This window comes from Hathewaya limosa (genome assembly GCF_030815255.1).
In the GTDB taxonomy this organism is placed as follows: domain Bacteria; phylum Bacillota; class Clostridia; order Clostridiales; family Clostridiaceae; genus Hathewaya; species Hathewaya limosa.
Genome location: NZ_JAUSWN010000026.1, coordinates 25,049 through 44,625 on the forward strand (window position 1 = coordinate 25,049; position 19,577 = coordinate 44,625).

Sequence of the window (19,577 nt, forward strand, 5' to 3'; positions counted from 1 at the left end):
GGTTCTCCCTCCTTTTAAAATTCTTTTTTCTTATTATATGCTATTTATCAAATTAAGACTAGCTTTTTCTATGCTAGTCTTAATTTTTTTACATTTTATTATAACATCTTTTTTAAGTATTGTCCTGTATAAGAATTTTTGTTACTAGCTATAATTTCCGGTGTACCCGAACATAAAATAGTGCCCCCCTTTTCTCCACCTTCTGGACCTAGATCAATAAGATAGTCAGCTGATTTTATCACATCTAAATTATGTTCTATTACTACAATAGAGTTTCCATTATCAACTAATCTCTGTAAAATCTGAACTAACCTACTTACATCATCTATATGTAAACCTGTTGTCGGTTCATCAAGAATATATAATGTCTTACCCGTACTTCTTTTTGATAATTCATACGCTAACTTAATTCTTTGTGCTTCTCCTCCAGATAATTGAGTTGAAGGTTGGCCTAGTCTTATATATCCCAATCCTACATCATTTAAAGTTTCAAGTTTATTTTTAATCCTTGGTATATTTTCAAAAAACTCTAAAGCTTCTTCTACTGTCATATTTAAAACTTCATCTATATTTTTCCCCTTATACTTAACTTCTAGGGTTTCCCTATTATATCTTTTTCCTTTACATACCTCACAGGGAACATATACATCAGATAAAAATTGCATTTCAATTTTTATTATTCCATCTCCACTGCAAGCCTCACATCTACCACCTTTTACATTAAAACTAAATCTTCCTGGTTTATATCCTCTCATTTTAGCTTCAGCGGTTGTTGCAAATAATTCTCTTATAACATCAAATACTCCTGTGTATGTTGCTGGATTTGATCTTGGAGTTCTACCTATAGGACTTTGATCTATATTTATTATTTTATCTATATTTTCATAACCTATAATTTCTCTATGAACTCCTGGTATCTTTTTAGAACTTCCTATCTTTTTAACAAGTCCTTTGTAAAGTATTTCATTTACCAACGTACTTTTACCAGAGCCTGAAACACCTGTTACACAAGTAAATACACCTAGTGGTATATCTACATCAATATTTTTTAAATTATTTTCTTTAGCTCCAATAATTTTAATCTTTTTATCACTTACTTTTCGACGTTCTTTAGGTACTGGGATAAATTTTTCTCCTCTTAAATATTGTCCTGTGATTGATTCTTTACAGTTCTTAATATCATCCAAACTACCAGTTGCAACTACTTTTCCACCATGCTCTCCTGCTTTTGGTCCTATATCAACTATAAAATCTGACTCTTTAATTGTATCTTCATCATGTTCTACAACAATTAATGTATTTCCTAAATCACGTAAATGTTTTAAAGTCTCAATTAGTCTATCATTATCCCTTTGATGTAAACCTATACTTGGTTCATCTAATATATATAAAACTCCAACTAAACTTGAACCTATTTGAGTTGCTAATCTTATTCTTTGAGCTTCTCCACCTGATAATGTTCCTGCAGATCTTGCTAGGTCTAAATAATCTAATCCTACATTAATTAAGAACTCTAGTCTACTTTTAATTTCTTTAAGGATTTGGCTAGCAATTATAGTATCTTTTTCACTTAACTCTAAACTATTTAAAAAATTTAATTCTTCTCTTATAGACATTATACAAAATTCATTTATATTTTTTTCTCCAACAGTAATAGAAAGAGCTTCTTTATTTAGCCTAGCTCCTTTACATTTAGGACAAAAAGCATCTTTCATAAATCCTTCTATCTCTTTTTTTATGTAATCAGAATTAGTTTCCAAATATCTTCTTTTTAGTCCATTTATTATTCCCTCATATTTATGGTTATAAATTGCTGTTCTGAATTCTTTTACATACTCTACTTTTAACCTACCTTCACTTTCATCCATACCATATAAAAGAATATGAATGATATTATCTGGTAAATCTTGTATAGGAGTTTCTAATGAAAACTTATACCTTTCTGAAAGAGCCTTTAAAACAGCCAATCTCCATGAATCCTCTTTTAAACTTCCTTCTCCAAAAGTAGCTATTGCTCCATCCATTATACTTTTACTTCTATCCGGTAAAATTAACTCCTCATCTATTTCCATTAAAGTACCTAGTCCATCACATTTATCACATTTTCCAAAAGGTGAATTAAATGAAAATAACCTTGGTGCTATTTCTCCTATACTAACCCCACATTCGGCACAAGAAAAATTTTCACTAAATAAAATATCTTCTTCATCTATGATATTTATAATAGCAAGACCTTCACTTAATTTTAAGGCCGTTTCAAGAGAATCTGTAATCCTTCCCTCTACACCTTCTTTAATTTTTATTCTATCTATTACTATTTCAATATTATGTTTTTTATTCTTCTCAAGGTTAAATTCTTCTGTTTCTGTAACATCATATACTTCTCCATCAATTCTAGCCCTTACATATCCATTCTTTTTTATATTCTCAATAACTTTTTTATGTTCACCTTTTCTACCTCGTATAACAGGAGCTAAAATTTGAAGTTTCGTACCTTGTGATAAATTCAGTACTTTATCCACCATAGTATCTATACTTTGCTTAGAAATTTCCTTTCCACACTTTGGGCAATGTGCTTTTCCAACCCTTGCATATAATAACCTTAAATAATCATATATTTCAGTAACTGTTCCTACTGTAGAACGTGGATTTCTACTTGTAGTTTTTTGATCTATAGAAATAGCAGGGGATAGTCCTTCTATATAGTCAACTTCTGGTTTATTCATTTGACCTAAAAATTGTCTTGCATATGCTGATAATGATTCAACATATCTTCTTTGTCCCTCTGCATAAATAGTATCGAAGGCTAATGAGGACTTTCCTGATCCTGATAATCCAGTAAAAAGAACTAATTTATCTCTAGGAATTTCTAAATCTACATTTTTTAAATTATGTACCTTAGCACCTTTTATAATAATTTTATCTTTCACCATAATCCCTCCTTTGTTACCTATAATTATTTTATTTTTTTCCTTAATGTAGAAATTATATCTCTCAGTTCTGCAGCCCTCTCAAATTGTAAATCTTTTGCTGCTTGTTTCATTTCTTTTTCATAAGCTCCTATTAACTTAAATATATCGTCTTCATTTCCTTCCATATCTATGCGCGAAATGTTATATTCCTCTATTTCCTCAGCCACTTCTGTAGCCTCTATAACATCTCTAATATCTTTGTATATTGTGGTTGGAACTATTCCATGTTCCTCATTATATTCCATTTGAATTTTTCTTCTTCTTTCAGTTTCTGTAATAGCAGAATTCATTGCTTTAGTAATTTTATCAGCATACATAATAACCTTACTTTCAGAATTTCTAGCCGCCCTTCCTATGGTTTGTATTAATGAAGTTTCAGATCTTAAAAACCCTTCTTTGTCTGCATCTAGAATAGCTACTAAAGCTACCTCTGGTATATCTAGTCCCTCTCTTAATAAGTTTATACCAACCAATACATCTACCTTTCCTAACCTAAGTTCTTGAATAATTTTCATTCTATCTATTGTTTTTACTTCTGAATGTAAATATGTAGTCTTAATTCCAAGCTCCTTTAAGTACTTAGTTAGATCTTCTGACATTTTTTTCGTTAATGTAGTAATTAAGATTCTGTGATTATCTTTTATATTATCCTGTATTCTTTCATATAAGTCATCCATCTGACCTTTAGTTGGTCTTACTATAATTTCAGGATCCAAAAGTCCTGTTGGTCTTATTATTTGTTCTGCAATATTTTCACTATGTTGTTTTTCATAATCAGAAGGTGTTGCACTTACAAACACAGTTTGATTTAACTTTTTTTCAAATTCCTCAAACTTTAAAGGTCTATTATCATAAGCACAAGGAAGTCTAAATCCATATTCCACAAGATTCTTCTTTCTGGAATAATCGCCCCCATACATTGCTCTTAATTGAGGTATAGTAACATGACTTTCATCTATAAAAAGCAAAAAATCTTTAGGAAAATAATCTAATAATGTATTTGGTGGAGTGCCTGGTGCCCTGCCATCTAACACTCTGGAATAATTTTCTATCCCACTACAATATCCCATTTCCATAATCATTTCTATATCAAAATTCGTTCTTTGTTTTAATCTTTGAGCCTCTAATAACTTATCCTCTTTTTTTAATTCTTTTAATCTTTCTTCTAACTCTTTATCTATAACTTTTATTGCATTTGATAATCTATTTTCTGAGGTTGCAAAGTGAGATGCCGGAAAGATAGATACATGTTTTCTCTTACCCGTAATCTTTCCTGTTAAAACATCAAACTCACAAATTCTGTCAATCTCATCTCCAAAAAATTCTAATCTTATGCCGGTATTAGTAGATGATGCAGGAAATATATCTAATACATCTCCTCTTACTCTAAAAGTTCCTCTAACAAAGTTAACATCATTTCTTTCATATTGAATACTAACTAACTTTTTCATTACTTCATTTCTTTCAATTTCCATACCTTCTCTTAAAGATACCGTTAACTTTTTATATTCTTCCGGATTACCAAGTCCATAAATACATGATACAGATGCAACAACAATAACATCTTTTCTCTCTAAAAGAGATGATGTAGCAGAATGTCTTAGCTTATCAATTTCATCATTTATAGAAGCATCCTTTTCTATAAACGTATCTGTTTGAGGAACGTAAGCCTCTGGCTGATAATAATCATAATAAGAAACAAAATATTCTACAGCATTTTCCGGAAAAAATTCTCTAAACTCAGAGCAAAGCTGAGCCGCTAAAGTTTTATTATGTGCTAATATTAATGTGGGTTTTTGAACCTTTTCAATAATATTTGCCATAGTAAATGTTTTGCCTGACCCGGTAACTCCAAGCAAAGTTTGAAAAGATTTATTACCTATAATTTCTTTTGCAATAGACTCTATGGCTTGTGGTTGATCTCCTGTAGGTTTAAACTTAGAATGAATTTTAAACATATTATCACATCCTCTAAAAACAACAGTTAATTACTTATCCTCTTCACTATCTTTATTTTTTATTTTTTCTAATACATCTTGAAAACTCTGTCCACTAGAATTAATTTTTATTACCTCATGATCATTTGTTAGATTTTTAGGAACAAAAACTATTCCTAACTTTTTGGTATTATTTAATCTATTATAAGATAATTCCTTAATTTCTCCTGTGTGCTTTTTTACCTTTAACCAAAGGAAATTTTGTAACTCTCTTAAATGTTCAAATATTTCTTTTTCGCTATTTATAATTGTATTATTTACTGAAACTAAAAGATCTCCACTTTCAATTCCCATTTCTTTTGCTGGAGAATTAGGTGCAACCTCTAAAACCATTAATCCTTCTTCTGAACTTATATATTTAGGCTTTGATTTCAATTCTATATACGTATCTAAATATAACATTCCTTCATGTAATATTGGTGTAAGTAATATTGCTATAATTTTAAAGATATATTGTAAATGAGCTAGTTGTGCTATAAAGCAAATGACTACTCCATAAATTAATATTAAACATCCCGATAATAAACTTTTTCCTTTTTTACTCTTAGTAAAAGTTATATTATTATAGCCAACTACAGCATAAAAAGGCATAAAAATTAAAATAGATGCCTTAAGTATTTCTGGGGTAAGTCCGGCATTTATTAATGGCCACCAAGAAGGTTCTGCTACACTTTCGCCTCCAGTAATTACACTTTTAGAAAAAATAAGCATAAGCGCTATTGGAACCGACCAATATCTACTTAAAGCAAAGCCACCCATTATTTTATTTTGTTGATTTGTAAAGACTGGGACAGCTCCTCTACTACCATCTATCATAACTAATAATCCTTCAACTATATGCATGACCCCTATTAAGGTTATTAATGACACTATATTTAAAGTTGGAATTGTTACTCCACTTAGACTAGTAAGGTTTAAATCATTTTTTAGAAAATTTAATATTAAAACTAAAATTGCTAAAATAGCACCTGAATAAGAAAAACAAATTAACTTAGGCTTTATAAACATCAATATTATAGAAAATAAAAATAACATATATATAACTGATGTATCTGGAAATGCAATTCCTAAATAGCTTAATATAAAACTGCCTATTATACCTCCTAAAAGTCCTATTACGATTTGTGAAAATGTAAGTTCTAGAGATGAATTTATACTTTCTCCTATAATCATTTTCTGCATAAATACAGTTTTTCTATTTTTTCTATAAAAATTTAATCCTATAAGAAAAAGTAATATCAAAAAATATGGATCTGTTATAGCATGCGCTATACCTTGAAGAGCATAAAAACCTATTTTCATTTAAATTTCTCCCTTTAAAATACTTAAACTTTAACAACAATTAAGTATCTGCAATAAATAGCAGATACTTAATCATATTATAAAATTTTTATTTAATTTTTCCCTTAATTACTTCTAAAGCCTTTTTAAATTGAGGATCCGTATTTCTATTATAAGGTTTTTGTTTTAATTCCTCTGGATATTCTACTTTAACATCTGGTTGTATACCCTTTTTATCTATATTTTCTCCCTTAGGTGTAAAATAATAAGATATTGTAACTTTTAAAGCTGTTCCGTCCCCTAATCCAAAAATTCCTTTATCTAAAATAGTTTGAACTTTTCCTTTTCCAAAAGTCTTAGTTCCTATTAATGTTCCTTTTTTATGGTCTCTAACCGCCGCCGATAAAATTTCTGATGCACTTGCTGTACCTTCATCTACTAAAATCACCAATGGTAAATCTTGTGCTAATCCACCTATAGACTTATATTCTTCTTTATTTTTGTTTTTATCTTCTGTATAAACTATAGTTTCTCCCTTTGGGATAAAATTAGATGTTATTTTTATGCATTGAGTTACAAGTCCACCAGGATTACCTCTTAAATCTAAAATTAATCCTTTAATATTTTTATCCTTTAGATTTTTAAGTTCTGCTATGAAGCTATCTCCAGTATTTTCATCAAACATAGACATTCTCATATATCCTATATTATTATCTATAACTTCACTTTTTACAGTAATCATTTTAATTTCTGCAGTAACTAATTCTACATCAAATTTTCCTTTATCTTTTCTTTCTAAAGTCAAGTGAACCTTTTCCCCCTCTTTACCCTTCATTTTTGCAATCGCTTTATCTAAGGTTTGTGGAGTAACATTTAAATCATTTACCTTAAGTAAAATATCCCCTGGTAATATCCCTGCTTTATCTGCAGGTGATTTTTCAAAAGGTGATATTATGACTACCTTATTATCCATTGTAACACCTATTTGAATACCAACACCTACATATTTCCCACCTGTTTCAGTATTCCATTTTTCATATTCCTTCTTGTCAAAATAAGTTGTATATGGATCTCCAATAGCCGATGTCATGCCCTTTATAGCACCATCTACTAACTTATCTTTTTTATATCCATTCACATAATATCTATCTATATCACCTTTTACAGCAAAAAGCTTTTTAAAATATTCTATATCACTAAAAGGCACTTTTGTAACCACTTTTGAATAAACCCTCGGAGCTATGTAAGCGGTGGCAGTATTAGTAGCTACCAGTAATGCAATAATTAAAGCTACACCTTTTTTACTTCTTTTAGGTCTTTTATCCACATTTTCTTGTGATACTTTAATATCTTTATTTTGTTCTACTTCTGGTTCTATATTTTTATTATTTGACTGTTCAGTAAATTTATTTTTTTCATTATCATCCATATTTTTTTCATTGTTATTAATTTCTTCATTACTCATTTTTTTCCCTCTTTTCCTAAACACAAATAAAATTAACCCTTTAAAAAACAGATGGAGAATATAACCCCATCTGATTTATCTCTTAGTATTTATTATTACTAAAATCCTTAAAGTTTAATCACCTATTTTAAAATACTTAACAGTTATTTTAAACTTTTAAATATTTTCTTACTGAAATTATACTTCCTATAGCTCCAATTATAGCTCCAGCAATTATAAATTTCCATGTCATTCCTACTAGGACATATGTTGGACTTATTAATTTAACAAACATATTGTTCATAAGCCTTGAATACACGAAAATTTTATATACATAATATAAAATTCCTGATGCAAATACACTTCCTATAAACCCTATGAACATACCTTCTAATATAAATGGCCATCTAATAAACCAGTCTGTAGCCCCTACAAATTTCATTATCCCTATTTCTCTTCTTCTTGAAAAAACAGCTAATTTAATTGTATTTCCTATTAGGAATATAGAAACTATAACTAGGATTATAAACATAACCATACCAACTAATCTTAAGGCATCAGTATATCGTTGAATTTTACTAGCAATATCTCTTACATCTCTTATCTCTTGTATACCTTCCATACCTTTAACTTTATCAACTACTTGGGTAATATATTCTGGTTTATCAACGGTAACGACAAATGCCATTGGGAATGGATTACTTTCTTCTAATCCTCTTACCATTTCTTCCCCTTCACCACCAAACCTCTTTTTAGCATTTTCTAGGGCCGCCGCTTTATCTTCAAATTCTATATTTTTAATTCCTTGAACAGAACTAAGTTTAACTTTAATAGCCTCTAATTGAGGTTGAGTTATTTCATCTTTTAAATATATATCAGCTTGTAAATTAGAGCCTAATTGATCCACTAGAGTATCTACACTTATGGCAGACAATAAGAATACTCCAAAAATAAACAATGTAGCCATTACTGTTGCAATAGAAGCTATACTTAACGTTCTATTTCTTTTTAAACTTTTTAATGATTCAGCAACAAAATATTTTATTGTACTAGTCCTCATAGTTATATCTACCTTTCTCTTCATCTCTTGCCAGAACACCTTTTTCTATAGCTATAACCCTTTTTTTCATTTGGTTAACTATATCTTTAGCATGAGTTACCATTAGAATAGTAGTTCCAGCTCTATTAATATCATTTAAAATCTCCATAATCTCTAAAGCAGTTTCTGGATCCAGGTTACCAGTTGGCTCATCTGCGATTAATAAACTAGGATTATTAACTATAGCTCTAGCAATAGATACTCTTTGTTGTTCTCCTCCAGATAATTCTCCTGGTAAGGCTTTATACTTCTTAGATAATCCTACCATCGAAAGTACAACTGGTACTTTTCTTTTTATTTCTTTTGAAGAACATCCTGTAACCCTCATAGCAAATGCAACATTTTCATATACATTTAATGTTGGAATTAACCTAAAATCTTGGAAAACTACGCCTATTTTTCTTCTGTAATAAGGTATCTTATTACGTGGAATTTGAGTTACATCTTCATTTGCAACAATTAATCTACCTGATGTAGGTTTTATTTCTTTTAGTAACAGTTTTATAAATGTAGACTTTCCTGCTCCACTAGGCCCTACTAAGAATACGAATTCACCCTTTTCAATTCTTAAATTTATATTAGATAAAGCTGTTACATTATTGTCATAAATTTTCGATACATTTTTAAACTCTATCATATGTATTCTCCTCATTTTATTTTTTACTACTTTTTTATAGTAATAATAATATTTTGTGATAAAAAACATTATTATTTATGTTATTTATAATTTTTATTCCACAATTTGCATTCTAAAAATAAACATATTTTTAAGTAATAAAACAAACTACATTACTCTTTTTATTATAACATAATACTTTATTATAGATAATTAAATTTATTAAAATTTTAATAATAAAATAACATATTATCTAATATATTTAAAGCTCTAATCTTCTATATAAAAATATAGTCAAGAATTAGAGCTTTTTTATGTTTATGTTAAATACTATGTTTTAAATAAAATATGATGATATCTAAAATTAGACTATATATTAATATAAATGTACTAGTATAGCCTATAACTTTTATTAATCCAAATACTTTAAAATATCTTTCCCATTGCTTTTGATGATTTAACTTTTCCATATGCTTAGGACTCATAAAAGCAATTGCACATATAACAAGACCCAAACAAGATATATATGTTGCAAAAGCATAAACCCAATACAGCACATTTAAATATGTTAGATCTTTCTTTACTAATCCTACAATAATACCTACAATTATGCCTATTATAATAGGGATTAAGCTAACTTTTAAAGATAGAATAAAACAACTATTAAAATCTATTAATCTATCTTTGAAAGTATTTTTTGCATTTTCTTTTATAACTTCTTTCATTATTATCCTCCCCATCTTATTGTAAATTATCTTGTACCAGTATATTACCATTTTGACTTATAAGAATTATACAAAAACCGATTTATGTTTTATATATTATATCATAATTTATTTTTAAAATCATTAATATAAATAGGGTTATACTAGTAAATCTTTAATTAATTTTCTAGTATAACCCTTTATTTTATACGTTATAAACCAACGCTTATTTTTAAAGCTCGATCTACTTGTACCATGTCTTTATCTGACATATGACCGATTTTCTCTTTTAATCTTCGCTTGTCCAACGTTCTTATTTGTTCCAATAATACTACTGAATCTTTGTTGAGGCCATACTCTTCTGATGAAATTTCTACATGTGTCGGTAATTTCGCCTTATCAATTTGTGAAGTAATAGCTGAAATTATCACTGTTGGACTATGCCTATTTCCCATGTCATTTTGAATTATTATTACCGGTCTAATACCACCTTGTTCAGAACCGACTACTGGACTTAGATCAGCGTAAAATATATCTCCCCTTTTTACTATCATCATCGCCATAAGGAAACTCACTCTCCAATAGTTGGGCTTCATATTCTTCTAATTCTTCTTTATAATTTTGAAAACCTAACTGACAATATTCTATATTCAATTCTGCCATCTCTTCATATCCCTTTTTCATCTGTTCTTGTATACTTTGTTTTTTTGTCTCTTCTATATATACTATTATGGCTTCTCTGATAAATTCACTCTTTTTTTTATTATTTTTTTTTAGTATCTCATTTAACTCTTTATTTAGTGCATCTGAGAGGTTAATAACTAATTTTTTACTTGACATAGTAAAACCAATTCCTCCTATTTAACTCTAGCTTTATGTATGCTCAATATATTTTTGTATTTCTATAAATTATTGAAAATCAATAATACTCTCTCCCCTAATTACTACATAAATTACTGAATATAGAGTTATAGTTTCCTGTGCCAAATATGAATTAGATATAATTACGAATTTGAACTACTTTGCCTTCTTTTATGTATACTCTAGGTACTCTTTTTCCTAAAACGCATAGAATTTCATAGCTTATAGTACCGATCAATTCCCCCAATTCTTCTGCTGTTATCTTATTATTGCCATCTTGACCTATTAATATAACTTCCTCTCCAACTTTTATATCCTTTATATTGGAGACATCTATCATACATTGGTCCATGCAAATTTTACCTACTACTGGGGCGAATTCTCCTCTTATGAGCACTTTTGCCTTACCTGTTAGTAGTCTACTATATCCATCAGCATATCCTACTGGAAGAGTTGCTATAATACTATCCTTTTCCGTTTGGAATACTCTTCCATAACCTATATATTCCCCTCTTTTAACCCTTTTTACGTGCACTACATTGGTTTTTAAAGACATTACTGGTTTAAGCGAAATTTTATCTTTGTTAACCTCATCAGATGGATAATATCCATAAAGAATTATACCTGGTCTTACCCTATCGGATATTGGTTCTTGTAAATCAATTATTGCAGCACTATTGTAAATATGTTTTTTCCCTATATCGACCCCCTTTTCTTTTAAAGCATTACAAAACCAATTAAATCTGTCTATTTGCATTTTAGTATAAGTTTTATCAAATTCATCTGCTGTGGAGAAATGAGAAAAGACTCCTTGAATTTTTAAATTAGGTAATTTACTTATTCTAATAACTTCTTCTATATTTTCATCTTCTTTTAAATACCCAATTCTCCCCATACCTGTATCTACTGCAATATGAATTTTAGCAATTTTGTTTTTTATTTTTGCACATTCTGATAATTCCTTTGCAAATTCATATGAAAATACAGTTTGATCTATATCATATTTTAAAAGTTCTTCAATAAAGCTTGGTGGTGTAAAACCTAAAATTAAAATAGGACATTGGATTCCTGACTTTCTAAGTTCTATAGCTTCACTTAAAACTGCAACAGCTAAACTATCAGCTCCATTCTCCAAAAGAACTGGAGCTACATTTAGAGCACCATGTCCATAAGCATCCGCTTTTACTACAGCCATAACTTCCTTATTCTTACAAAGTTTTTTAATTTCTCTCATATTATGTGCTAGATTATCTAAATCTACTTCTGCCCATACTGGTCTTAAATGCTTAAACACTTTCTTCACCTCATTTTTATTCTTTTGATTATTAAAACTCAATCTATATATTAAAAGTATTATTCTATATTAAATCTTAAACTGATCATTATCAAGTTGAATATTCTTTAAAAATTCTTTATATTTTACAATTAAAGTCTCCTCACCTTTTCTATTAAAAACTTTAATCATCTTAGGTATTTTTTCTTTCTTATCTAAAATAACACAAGCTTTTTCAAGATTTGAATTATTCATTGGAACCTCAAATTTAAATACTTGACAAGTTTTACCTTCATAATCTATGTTCTTTTCTTTACTATATTGTTGTAAATACAAATACTGTAAATACTGTTCTATAAAACATAACTTATACATACCATCTTGTGATTTTTCCTCATATATTTTTCCTTTATTATCCTTTACGTATATCTTATCATTTTTAAAAAAATAAGTGTTTTTTTCTAATTCTAACTTACTTCCTTGATATCTTTTATATTTCTGTTCTCCTGAATATAAAATTTCTTCTTTATTATTTTTCATAATAATATCTATTTTAGAAGTATAGGAACTCATGCTTTTTAAACTTTCCAGCGAATTTAAAGTGCCTTTTTTTCCTACAGTTAAAATTTTATATATATTAAATCCCAATATTATGGCAAGAATAAAGATTAAAACATCTGTTAGTTTAAGTTTATTAAATACATTTTTATTATTTATTTTATTTTCTTTTAGTTTCTTAAATTTTATTTTTTCTAGAATCTGTTTATTTTTTTTTACTATTAATTCTTTTTTCATAATTAGCCCCCTAAAAACCTATAGTATGAATACTTTCTTACTATAGATTTTATTAAGGAAGCTAAAATTATATTACTATTTTATTTTATAGATTTCTTTTTAAAATAAGTTCAAAAACCTTGGCAAACTATAGTTTATGTCTTCTGCTGTTACCACAAATTTATCTTTACTTAATTCTTCACCTATAAATCCATGTATATATGCCCCCATTACTGCAGCCAACATCGGATTATAATCTTGTCCAATGAAAGATGTTATTATACCTGTTAGACAATCTCCCATTCCTCCATTTGCCATAGAACTATTTCCTGTAGTATTTATATATGCGTCTTTTCCGTCCGTAATTATTGTGTTATATCCTTTTAGTAAAACAATTACTCCATTATTCTGTGCAAAACTTTTAGCTATTTCTATTCTATGTTTTTTAATTTCTTCTATACCTATACCTGTTAGCCTACTCATCTCACCTAAATGTGGAGTTAAAATAATGGGATAACTATTGTTCTCTTTCAGTATGTCTAGCCTATTTTGCAATACATTAATACCATCTGCATCAATAACAATAGGACATCTTCTATACATTAAAACTTTTTTTAATATCTCTAATGTACATTCATTATTTCCCATTCCCGGACCAAATGCTATGGAAGAAGCTCCTTTTATATATTCTTCTAATTTTTCATCTTCATTATGAATACACATTGCCTCTAGCACTCTAGAGCTTACATTACTATACACATCCTGGTCACAACATACTCTAACCAATCCCGCCCCACTTTTAACACATGCTTTCGAAGAAATTATAGCAGCACCAGTAAATCCTTTTGATCCTGAAAAAATTAAATCCTTTCCAAAATCTCCTTTATGACTCAATAAATTTCTATGTTTAAAATTACTTCTAACAAATTCATCATCTACAAGATATTCACCTTTATTAAACTTATTTACAGCATTTAAAGGCATACCAATCTCCTCTACAATAACATCTCCTAAATAATCGAAGGCCTCATAACTTAAAAAACCTCTTTTATACATAACAAAAGAAATTGTCTTTGTAGCCTTTATTGCACATCCTAATACATCACCTGTATCACTATGTAAACCCGATGGAATATCTATAGCTATAACATCATTTGATTTTCTATTAACCAACTCTATTACCTTTTCAAACATTCCTTCTACATTACGTTTTAAACCAGTACCAAAAATTCCATCTATAATTAAACTATTTTCTTTTATGTTGTCATCTATGTTTTTTATATCTTGTTCCAAGAGAATTTCACTTATATCTGCATTTATATTTTTTAAGATCTGATAATTTACATTAAAATCCTTAGACCCTTCTCTGTCCCCTATTATAAAAAACTTAACTTTTTTATTTAAGGCTATTAGGTGCCTTCCTAATGCCAGTGCATCTCCGCCATTATTTCCTTTACCACATATAACTATAAATTCTTTATATGCTTCAATTGATATATTCTTTAATACCTTAAGAGCTGCATTTTCCATTAATATAATACTAGGTATCTTCAATTCTTCTATGCAATATTTATCTAATTCTCTTATATCTCGAGCTTGTCCTATTATCATTTAATCAACCTCCATAACAGCATAAGCAATAGCATCTGTACAACTATGGGATATACTTATATGAATTCTATAATCTCCATTTTTACTAGCAATTAGTTTTGCCTTTCCCTTTAATGAAACCATTGGTTTACCTAATGTATTATTCTCAATTAATATATCTTTAAAATCAAATTCTCTAAATCCTGTTCCTAAAGCTTTAGCTACTGCTTCTTTTGCAGCAAACTTTCCCGCTACAAATTCTGGTCTAAACTTCTTCCTTGCAAAATAATCTATTTCAGATTTATTAAAAAGCTTATTTAAAAAAGCATCTCTTCTTTCTAAAGCCTTTTTTATTCTATTAATTTCAATTATATCTACTCCAACTCCAATAATCATTTTTTCTTCCTTTCTATATTTATTTTAATAAAAATAGGAATATAAAATTTTATATTATTATAGACTATTATATAACATTATTTAAACAACATTATATTTATTATTAAGTTTTAACAAGTAAATTTGGTTACAATTTTAAAATGTTCCTTTTTACTTAAAAAAAATAGACAACTACCATAAATGGAATTGCCTACTTTTAATATAATAATTAGTTATTAGTTACATGTTTAATTAATCAAATAAAACCAAAATTTAAATTTTAATATGAACATATACTTTCCATATCTTTATCAAAATCTGATACATAACTGTCTATGTATTCTCCTAGTATATCTACCAAATGAATGGGTGATACATCATGATTGTATAAAATTTTTAATAGATTATGAACTTTATATCTTTGCGGACTAATACTTTTTATACAATCTCTTTCAATATTCACAAGAGTTCCATTTATAACATCTTGACGTTCAACTTCTATTCCATAAGTTTGAATCACGGACAATTCACTTTCAATATAAAGTGACATTTCACTTTTTACTAATCTGTAGATATAATTATGTTTCACCTCATTTTCACTAATATGTTTTGAAACGCTTTCTACAATTTCCATTTTGATCCCCCTACCCTTTCACGGTTAATTACCATGTTTTAATTTTATCATCTTGTGGAAAAAAACTATGTCATTTTGTGTATCACTGTTAATAATTTTCTTCCCTATCAATTGACACTTAAACATACCTTAGAGTCACATAACTCTATTTTTATACCTATTTTTTATTTCTATATCACTTATTATAAAATTCTATATGTCGAATTGCTTGTCTATATGTACAAAATTGAAAAACTATTTTTTATTTTTACAAAAATTATTAACAGAATAATAAGAAAATATCCACAGTTTTTTCCACTTAATCACATGTCGCATTAAGCCTTCTAGAAAAAACTGTGGATATGTTTATAACTTTTTCATATACTTATCAACAGTTAAATAACTTTTTTTCATTGTGGATAACTTTTCCACATTCATTTCATGTTTAGAAAATTTAGCTTCATTGTAAATTTTAGCTAAGTTTTCTAACTCCTCATTTTTATCAACTTTAATTTTTAAAACATTACTTAAAACGGTTGCACTCATATACGGTTTAAAAACTTTCTTTTTATAACACTGATTTAAAAACTTTCTATATATGCTCCTTATATTATCTCTAATATCACCTTTACTTTTAAAAATTCTCTTAATACTAATATGCTTCTTATTATTACTACTTTCCTTTATTCTTTCAACAATTTCATCTTCATCTTCCTTATGATCAAACAATCTAGCCACTATAATTTTAATTAACTTAACTACCGTATATGCTATTATAATAAATGCTAATATTTTTAATATACAGTAAACTCCTCCTCCTATCAAAGTAATTATAAAATTTCTTACTTTGCCAGCAACACCTTGTTTACTTTCTAATACTTTATTAATTGCTTTCATATCAACCTTCTGTACATCTATTTTACCTGAATCAGAGTTACCTAAATTAACTTTTATAAAATCACAGACCTTATTTATTACTATTCCAATTTTACAAAAGATATAATAGAAAAACTTATCAAAATAACCTGATAAATATCCTTTTAATTTCATAAAAAATAATATAAATATATTATAAATTGGTTCTATAGACATTAACATAACTACACTAAAAATCATACCATTAGTCTTTTTAGCATTTTTATTTCTAATTTTATATTTATAATTTCTACTTTCTCTTAATAAGAGAATACTAAAAACTAAAATTAAAAAATAAAATGTGTTAATTCTTTGGAATAACTCATCAAAAATAAAATTCATAAAAACTCCTAAAATACCTATGATAATTAGTGAGTTTCTAACAATATTTTGATATTGATAATATGAATATAAAGTTTCTTTAAATGTTCCAATCGAAAAAACTAGGACTAAGCTATAAACTAAATTTAAGATAACGCCTAATACTTTAGAATCCATTAAAAAATAAACTACGGGACTTGTTAAGATACTAATAATTAATGTTAATAATAGTATCCTATTGTTTTTATACAACCTTTTAAATATATATTTGGATAAATATAATGTTAAAAATAAAATTGTTAAATTCAATATATATATATATCTACTTAAATCTATATTTAAAAGTATTTTAATAAAAAAACTCCATAAAATAAAAAGCATTGTATTCATAAAAACAGCAAAAATAAACTTTACTTCATCATACCAACTCATCATCTTATGGCCCCCTTAAAATCAAATTTTTTAACACCTTTAATATTAGGTAACCTTAAGTCTGATGAAACATCCATCATAGCTATGGATATTCCCCTTGAAACTAATTCTTGTACCATATTTATACTCTCTTTATCTAAATAAAATCCTAAAATTATATATGAATAGTTTCTTTTAAATTCATTTTTTTTCTTAGATAATAATTCACTAAAGTTCATTTTTTTAGATGGATATATCCTAGCACACATTTCTAACACATTTCCTAAAGAATATTCTGAGCATATAACTTCACTTACACCTTTTTTATTTTTACCAATTATTTGTGCATTTGTCCAAAAATCTGTATTAATATTTAAATTTGAACATTCTGATGCTAAAGATGCAACTAAGCTAATTGCATTTTCTAATTCTATTTCATCGCCACTCCTCCATACCTTTCTTCCAGATTCCACATTTAAAAGCATAATTAATTGTTTTTCTGAAGTATGATCATATTCTCTAACCATTAACCTATTCATCTTAGCACTAGATGCCCAATGAATATCTTTCATTCTATCATTAGTGTTATATTCCCTTATTCCTTTAATATATATAGGATCTTTGTAAATCCATCTTTTAACTATATTATCTCCATATAAAGTGTTAGAGGAAAATTTAAATTGACTTAGCTTTTTTACTTCTGGATAAACTATAAGTTCCAAGTAATCTATAAATTCTTTTTTACAATTTGAAAAGCCAAAGATATCACCTATTGTAACTTTTATATGACTTATTGTATAAATCCCTCTTTTACTGCTTTTAAAAGTAGTATTCCTTATTTTACGTTCATAGGATCTCATAGTATATCTACTTATATTTACCTTGAATCCATTATCGTCTTTTTGTAATTCCTGTTTCATCTTTACAAACTCAGTAGGTAATTTTTCTCTAACATATATAAACGAAAGTGGAAGTCGTTTATTATTTTCAATAGTAGTCTTTATATTAAACCTTTCATTTTCAAAAACTCTTATTTTATCTAACTCTCTTTTAATATTAAATTCATTAAAACTTTTAGCATTCATCTTTTTATCAAATTTGAGCAAACAATATATTAAAATTAAAATAAATATTATACGCATTTTTCATCACCTAAATTTCTTCTAAGGGAGTTGGTAATGTATTTAAAATATCTTCTATTATCTTACTAGACAAACGCCTGTTTAAATCCATATCAGTATGTAACACCAATCTATGACTTAAAACAGAAACTGCCATTTCTTTTATATCCTCTGGAATTACATAATCTCTACCATTTATAGCTGCATATGCTTGTACTGCTTTCATCAAGGCTAAGGTAGCCCTTGGACTACAACCAGTAACTACCTCATTATTAGTTCTAGTTTCCTTTACAATGTCTAAAATATATTCTCTTATATGCGAACTTATATGAATCTTATTATAATTTTCTTGTACATACTTAATTTCTTGTAAATTAACTACACTTTCTAAATTATCTAATGGATCCTCTTCTAGAAATCTTTCCATCATATCTAATTCTTCTGTCTTATTAGGATATCCCATAGACAAAGTTATAAAAAATCTATCTAATTGTGCTTCAGGTAATGGAAATGTTCCAAATTGTTCTATTGGATTTTGAGTACCTATTACGAAGAAAGGCTTATTTAATTGAATCGTATTACCTTCTACAGTAATCTGATTTTCTTCCATACACTCTAAAAGTGCAGATTGAGTTCTTGGAGTTGCCCTGTTTATTTCATCTGCTAAAACAAAATGAGAAAGTAACGGTCCTTTTCTAAACTCAAATTCGCCATTTTTCTGATTGTAGAAATATATTCCTGTTAAATCCGATGGTAATAAATCTGGTGTGAATTGAATTCTTTTAAACTCACAGTTTAAAGATTTTGCTAAACTTCTTGCAAGTTTTGTTTTTCCGAGACCTGGAACATCCTCTAAAAGTACATGTCCTGAACAAATAAATGCAACAATAATTTTATCTATTTTACTTGTCTTTCCAACAATTACTTTGCTAACATTTTCATTAATTTTATCTCTAAACTCCTTAAATTTCATAACTTCCATTTTAAGTTTCCCCCTATAATCAAATCTATTAACTAAATTAATTAAACTTATTATATCATAATTTTTCTCAATATTAAGAATATTGTATTACTTTCTTTTTCTATTATTTTATTCTTTATTCTTTTAGAAAAGTATCGAGTAGGAGCTAAATAATTATTTTATTTAGCGTCCTCTCACACCACCGTACGTACCGTTCGGTATACGGCGGTTCATTAAGAATTATGTATT

17 protein-coding genes are annotated in these 19,577 nt (G+C 27.7%); all 17 read right to left on the reverse strand.

Annotation, left to right across the window (positions count from 1 at the left end; genetic code table 11):
* Positions 1–98: 98 nt before the first annotated feature.
* The 17 genes from uvrA to QOZ93_RS12385 all read right to left on the reverse strand — a co-directional run bounded on the left by uvrA (position 99) and on the right by QOZ93_RS12385 (position 19,349).
* Positions 99–2,930: an excinuclease ABC subunit UvrA gene (gene uvrA / locus QOZ93_RS12305; RefSeq protein ID WP_307356863.1), complete on the reverse strand. Its 2,832-nt coding sequence runs from the start codon at positions 2,928–2,930 to the stop codon at positions 99–101.
* Between the two features lie 26 nt (positions 2,931–2,956).
* Positions 2,957–4,930: an excinuclease ABC subunit UvrB gene (uvrB, locus tag QOZ93_RS12310; protein WP_307356839.1), complete on the reverse strand. Its 1,974-nt coding sequence runs from the start codon at positions 4,928–4,930 to the stop codon at positions 2,957–2,959.
* 30 nt (positions 4,931–4,960) lie between these two features.
* Entirely contained in the window at positions 4,961–6,271 is a 1,311-nt protein-coding gene (locus QOZ93_RS12315) for a PDZ domain-containing protein (RefSeq protein WP_307356841.1), read from the reverse strand.
* Positions 6,272–6,359: 88 nt separating this feature from the next.
* A complete protein-coding gene (locus tag QOZ93_RS12320; RefSeq protein WP_307356842.1) occupies positions 6,360–7,715 on the reverse strand; it encodes a S41 family peptidase in 1,356 nt (451 codons plus the stop codon).
* A gap of 148 nt (positions 7,716–7,863) precedes the next feature.
* On the reverse strand, positions 7,864–8,778 hold the full coding sequence (gene ftsX, locus QOZ93_RS12325; protein WP_307356845.1) for a permease-like cell division protein FtsX: 915 nt from the start codon (positions 8,776–8,778) through the stop codon (positions 7,864–7,866).
* Positions 8,744–9,430, reverse strand: a complete 687-nt coding sequence (gene ftsE, locus QOZ93_RS12330) for a cell division ATP-binding protein FtsE (RefSeq protein WP_307356847.1) — start codon at positions 9,428–9,430, stop codon at positions 8,744–8,746. The genes ftsX and ftsE overlap by 35 nt, the downstream gene beginning before the upstream one ends.
* Before the next feature lie 302 nt (positions 9,431–9,732).
* Positions 9,733–10,134, reverse strand: coding sequence for a hypothetical protein (locus QOZ93_RS12335; RefSeq protein ID WP_111940606.1), 402 nt, complete (start codon positions 10,132–10,134; stop codon positions 9,733–9,735).
* A 191-nt stretch (positions 10,135–10,325) separates the two neighbouring features.
* On the reverse strand, positions 10,326–10,676 hold the full coding sequence (locus QOZ93_RS12340) for a type II toxin-antitoxin system PemK/MazF family toxin (RefSeq protein ID WP_111940604.1): 351 nt from the start codon (positions 10,674–10,676) through the stop codon (positions 10,326–10,328).
* Complete coding sequence (locus QOZ93_RS12345; protein ID WP_307356849.1) at positions 10,633–10,953, reverse strand: CopG family transcriptional regulator; 321 nt, start codon at positions 10,951–10,953, stop codon at positions 10,633–10,635. The genes QOZ93_RS12340 and QOZ93_RS12345 overlap by 44 nt, the downstream gene beginning before the upstream one ends.
* 154 nt (positions 10,954–11,107) lie before the next feature.
* The gene (gene alr / locus QOZ93_RS12350; RefSeq protein ID WP_307356851.1) at positions 11,108–12,268 is read right to left on the reverse strand and encodes an alanine racemase; all 1,161 of its coding nucleotides are present in this window, start codon (positions 12,266–12,268) and stop codon (positions 11,108–11,110) included.
* A gap of 69 nt (positions 12,269–12,337) precedes the next feature.
* Entirely contained in the window at positions 12,338–13,042 is a 705-nt protein-coding gene (locus tag QOZ93_RS12355; RefSeq protein WP_307356853.1) for a germination lipoprotein GerS-related protein, read from the reverse strand.
* 99 nt (positions 13,043–13,141) lie between these two features.
* Entirely contained in the window at positions 13,142–14,632 is a 1,491-nt protein-coding gene (locus QOZ93_RS12360; RefSeq protein ID WP_307356855.1) for an NAD(P)H-hydrate dehydratase, read from the reverse strand.
* A complete protein-coding gene (gene acpS / locus QOZ93_RS12365) occupies positions 14,633–15,007 on the reverse strand; it encodes a holo-ACP synthase (protein ID WP_111940594.1) in 375 nt (124 codons plus the stop codon).
* Between the two features lie 259 nt (positions 15,008–15,266).
* Positions 15,267–15,620, reverse strand: coding sequence for a DUF6514 family protein (locus QOZ93_RS12370; protein WP_111940592.1), 354 nt, complete (start codon positions 15,618–15,620; stop codon positions 15,267–15,269).
* Positions 15,621–15,965: 345 nt separating this feature from the next.
* Positions 15,966–17,270, reverse strand: coding sequence for a hypothetical protein (locus QOZ93_RS12375; RefSeq protein WP_307356857.1), 1,305 nt, complete (start codon positions 17,268–17,270; stop codon positions 15,966–15,968).
* Positions 17,267–18,388, reverse strand: a complete 1,122-nt coding sequence (locus QOZ93_RS12380; RefSeq protein WP_307356859.1) for a DUF58 domain-containing protein — start codon at positions 18,386–18,388, stop codon at positions 17,267–17,269. Before QOZ93_RS12380 ends, QOZ93_RS12375 begins: the two co-directional genes overlap by 4 nt.
* 10 nt (positions 18,389–18,398) lie before the next feature.
* The gene (locus QOZ93_RS12385; RefSeq protein ID WP_307356861.1) at positions 18,399–19,349 is read right to left on the reverse strand and encodes an AAA family ATPase; all 951 of its coding nucleotides are present in this window, start codon (positions 19,347–19,349) and stop codon (positions 18,399–18,401) included.
* Positions 19,350–19,577: the final 228 nt, after the last annotated feature.

Excerpts from the sequence above, each read along its gene's own strand:
- QOZ93_RS12370 (WP_111940592.1), bottom strand. The coding sequence starts at position 15,620 with ATGGAAATTGTAGAAAGCGTTTCAAAACATATTAGTGAAAATGAGGTG.
- QOZ93_RS12315 (WP_307356841.1), bottom strand. The coding sequence starts at position 6,271 with ATGAAAATAGGTTTTTATGCTCTTCAAGGTATAGCGCATGCTATAACA.
- ftsX (WP_307356845.1), bottom strand. The coding sequence starts at position 8,778 with ATGAAGAGAAAGGTAGATATAACTATGAGGACTAGTACAATAAAATAT.
- QOZ93_RS12345 (WP_307356849.1), bottom strand. The coding sequence starts at position 10,953 with ATGTCAAGTAAAAAATTAGTTATTAACCTCTCAGATGCACTAAATAAA.
- acpS (WP_111940594.1), bottom strand. The coding sequence starts at position 15,007 with ATGATTATTGGAGTTGGAGTAGATATAATTGAAATTAATAGAATAAAA.
- QOZ93_RS12335 (WP_111940606.1), bottom strand. The coding sequence starts at position 10,134 with ATGAAAGAAGTTATAAAAGAAAATGCAAAAAATACTTTCAAAGATAGA.
- QOZ93_RS12380 (WP_307356859.1), bottom strand. The coding sequence starts at position 18,388 with ATGCGTATAATATTTATTTTAATTTTAATATATTGTTTGCTCAAATTT.
- QOZ93_RS12355 (WP_307356853.1), bottom strand. The coding sequence starts at position 13,042 with ATGAAAAAAGAATTAATAGTAAAAAAAAATAAACAGATTCTAGAAAAA.
- uvrB (WP_307356839.1), bottom strand. The coding sequence starts at position 4,930 with ATGTTTAAAATTCATTCTAAGTTTAAACCTACAGGAGATCAACCACAA.
- QOZ93_RS12340 (WP_111940604.1), bottom strand. The coding sequence starts at position 10,676 with ATGGCGATGATGATAGTAAAAAGGGGAGATATATTTTACGCTGATCTA.
- QOZ93_RS12320 (WP_307356842.1), bottom strand. The coding sequence starts at position 7,715 with ATGAGTAATGAAGAAATTAATAACAATGAAAAAAATATGGATGATAAT.
- QOZ93_RS12385 (WP_307356861.1), bottom strand. The coding sequence starts at position 19,349 with ATGGAAGTTATGAAATTTAAGGAGTTTAGAGATAAAATTAATGAAAAT.
- QOZ93_RS12375 (WP_307356857.1), bottom strand. The coding sequence starts at position 17,270 with ATGATGAGTTGGTATGATGAAGTAAAGTTTATTTTTGCTGTTTTTATG.
- ftsE (WP_307356847.1), bottom strand. The coding sequence starts at position 9,430 with ATGATAGAGTTTAAAAATGTATCGAAAATTTATGACAATAATGTAACA.
- QOZ93_RS12360 (WP_307356855.1), bottom strand. The coding sequence starts at position 14,632 with ATGATAATAGGACAAGCTCGAGATATAAGAGAATTAGATAAATATTGC.